This window comes from Roseomonas sp. TAS13 (genome assembly GCF_001950415.1).
GTDB classification, from domain to species: Bacteria; Pseudomonadota; Alphaproteobacteria; order Acetobacterales; family Acetobacteraceae; genus Roseomonas; species Roseomonas mucosa.
The window spans coordinates 1-2,831 of sequence record NZ_BDLP01000473.1; the positions used below are offsets into that span (position 1 = coordinate 1).

Below are 2,831 nucleotides of genomic sequence, written 5' to 3' on the forward strand. Positions count from 1 at the left end.
CGGCCAGCGCGGCCTCGTTCACCCGGGCCTGGGCCGTGCGGTCCCGCCCCGTGGCCGCGCCGGTATCCACGTCGATCGCCACCAGCGCCGGGGTGGGGTGGATCAGCAGCCTGCCGCCGCCCGGCAGGGGCACCTCCGGTCGTGCCAGGGAGTCGAAGGCGTCCTCCAGCTCCTCGCCGAAGACCGGTCCGGTCGCCAGGGACACGTTCTCCGCCCCCAGGGCCCGCAGCGCCGGCACGGCTTCGGCGGAGTCGGTCCGCAGCGTGGCCTTCGGAAAGGCCTGCGCCAGGCGCTCCACCGCAGCCGGCCCCCGCTGCAGCAGGCGAGGCGGGCCAGGCAGGGGCGAAGGCAGGTCCAGATCCTTCGGCAGCTTGCGGTCCAGCCGGGGGCCCTTGCCGCCTTGGGCGCCGCGCACCACGCGGACGGCGACGTGGCTGCCTTCCGAGAGCCCTTCCCCGCCCTGGGCATCGGGCAGGAAGCCGCTTTCCTCCCCCGGCAGCAGCAGGAAGACCCCGGACAGGGCCGGAACGCGGGCGGTGACGCGGCCGAGCAGGATGTCGCCCACCCCGTCCGGCCGGGCGGGGCGCTCGATCCAGGCTTCCTCCAGCACGCCACCGCGCAGCAGCGCCGTGCGGCGCTCGCCGGGCGAGGCGCCGTGCAGGATCAGCATGTCCGGATTGGGGCGTGTCAGGGCCGCAGCCATCCCACGCCACGCAGGAGCTGCGCGGTTTCGAACATCGGCAGGCCGACCACGTTGGAATGACTGCCGGACAGGAAGCGGACGAAGGCCTCGGCCTGCCCCTGGATGGAATAGCCGCCGGCACAGCCGCGCCATTCGCCGCCTTCCAGGTAATGGTCGATCTGGGCGCGGGTCAGGCGCTGGAAGGCGAGGATCGTCGTCACCAGCCTCTCCCGCCGCGTCCCGCCGGGGGTGACGAGGCAGACGCCGGTGGTCACCCGGTGGCGACGGCCGGAGAGCAGTTCCAGGAAGCGCCGGGCCTCCGCCTCGTCCGCCGGCTTGCCGAGGCAGCGGCGCCCGGCCCCCACCACCGTGTCGGCGGCGAGCACCAGCGCACCCGGCGCGCGGGCGGCGGCGGCCTCCGCCTTGCCGCGGGCCAGACGGGCCGCCAGCAGGCGCGGCAGCTCGTCCTTGCCGGGGGTCTCGTCGATATCGGCGGGCTCGACCCGGTCTGGCACCACGCCGAACCGGGCCAGGAGATCCAGGCGCCGTGGACTGGCACTGGCCAGCACGAGCGGCGGCCGCTCCGCCGGGAGGGGCCGTTGCATCGGGGGAACCTCTTCGCTGGCCACCGGCGGGACACGCCGTGTCCGGCGGGTGGTCAGGTCAACGGGATCGGCCAACAGACCGGAACCGGCTCACTTGAACCGGAAGGTGATCCGGCCCTTGGTCAGGTCGTAGGGCGTCATCTCGACATTCACGCGGTCGCCTGCCAGCACGCGGATGCGGTTCTTGCGCATCTTCCCGCTCGTATGGGCCAGGACCATGTGGTCGTTGTCGAGCTTCACTCGGAACATCGCGTTGGGCAGCAGCTCGACGACCTGGCCGCTGAACTCGATCATGTCTTCTTTCGACATGCATCCTCTTGTGTTGCGGACGCGCGCAGGCGCGCCCGGGGGGAGCGTGGAACGGGGCGGAACATGGTCTTGACGCCCCTTCCGGTCAAGCAAGGACGTCGCGGCAGGGACCAGCCATGCGGCGGGGCCGCGGGAAGTGGCCCGGCTCAGTCCGCCGCCACGCCGTGCGAGCGCAGCAGGAAGAGACGCACCTCGTGCAGGTCGCGCGCCACGGCGCGGCACAGGCCGCGCATCTCCTCGGTCGCTTCCAGCAGGTCAGGGATCATCACGGTCATCATCCCGGCCGAGGCGGCGGAGCGGACGCCGTTGTGCGAATCCTCCAGCGCCAGGCAGAGCTCCGGCGCCACGCCCAGCCGTTCCGCCGCGCGCAGGAAAGGGTCGGGCGCAGGCTTGCCGGCGGCATAGTCGCCCTGCGCCACCACGGCATGGAAGCGCCCGGCCAGCCCATGCATCCCGAGATGGTGCTCCACCTTGTGGTGCTGGGAGGAGGTGGCGATGGCCCGCGGCAGGCCCAGCCGGTCGAGCGCGTCCAGGATCTCCACCACCCCCGTCTTCAGCGCCAGCCGCGTCGCCGCCAGGGATTCGAAATCCCGTGTCCAGGCGGCCCGCAGGGCGGCCACCGAATCCTCGGAGCCGTAGAGGTCCAGCAGCAGCCTCCAGATGGTCGGCCAGGGATTGCCGACCATCTGCCGGTACAGCGCCTCGCTTACCGGCAGCCCCGTCTCCACCCCGGCGGAGAAGAGGGCTTCCCGGTACAGGGCCTCGCTGTCGAAGAGCAGGCCATCCATGTCGAAGATGACGGCGGCGGGAGGTTGGGGCAGCGGCATGGGGCCGGTTTGCCGCCGGGATGCGCCCGGCGCAATCACGTCTTTCGGGGGGGCGGACCGGCGCCCGGGCGATGCCGCCTCCCTTCCGCGCCAGCCCGCGGGGCCGCGCCTGCTTGACCCATCCCCGCCCTTCGCGGCACCCAGGCACCATGCAGGACCGCGACCCCTCCTCCGATCCCCCGGCCGCCTCGCCGGAACGCCCCCGCGCCGCCACGGAGATCGAGCGGCAGGAGCGCCTTGCCCGGGCGCTGCGCGAGAACCTGCGCCGCCGCAAGGCCCAGGGCCGCGCCCGCGCCGCCCAGGAAACCCGCGAGGAAGCCACCCAGGGAGCCACCCGGGCCCGCTCGGCAACCGCGCCAGAGGCCACGCCGGACCCGGCCCCCGCCCCCCCCCGGACCCCCGCCCGGG

General features: G+C 73.7%; 5 protein-coding genes. 1 reads left to right on the top strand and 4 read right to left on the bottom strand.

The window, feature by feature from the left end:
- The 4 genes from ROTAS13_RS22275 to ROTAS13_RS22290 form a co-directional block, all read right to left on the bottom strand.
- Positions 1-703, bottom strand: a 703-nt coding sequence (locus ROTAS13_RS22275) for a ribonuclease E/G (protein WP_171979207.1), incomplete at its 3' end; no start/stop codon positions are given.
- The gene (locus tag ROTAS13_RS22280; RefSeq protein WP_075823472.1) at positions 688-1,287 is read right to left on the bottom strand and encodes a nucleoside triphosphate pyrophosphatase; all 600 of its coding nucleotides are present in this window, start codon (positions 1,285-1,287) and stop codon (positions 688-690) included. The genes ROTAS13_RS22275 and ROTAS13_RS22280, both read right to left, overlap by 16 nt.
- A gap of 90 nt (positions 1,288-1,377) precedes the next feature.
- Complete coding sequence (infA, locus tag ROTAS13_RS22285) at positions 1,378-1,596, bottom strand: translation initiation factor IF-1 (RefSeq protein WP_026033499.1); 219 nt, start codon at positions 1,594-1,596, stop codon at positions 1,378-1,380.
- Between the two features lie 146 nt (positions 1,597-1,742).
- Positions 1,743-2,423, bottom strand: a complete 681-nt coding sequence (locus ROTAS13_RS22290; RefSeq protein WP_075823473.1) for an HAD family phosphatase — start codon at positions 2,421-2,423, stop codon at positions 1,743-1,745.
- Between the two features lie 149 nt (positions 2,424-2,572).
- On the opposite strand from ROTAS13_RS22290, the gene ROTAS13_RS22295 reads away from it, so the two are divergent.
- On the top strand, positions 2,573-2,831 hold a 259-nt coding region (locus ROTAS13_RS22295; protein WP_075823475.1), incomplete at its 3' end, for a hypothetical protein.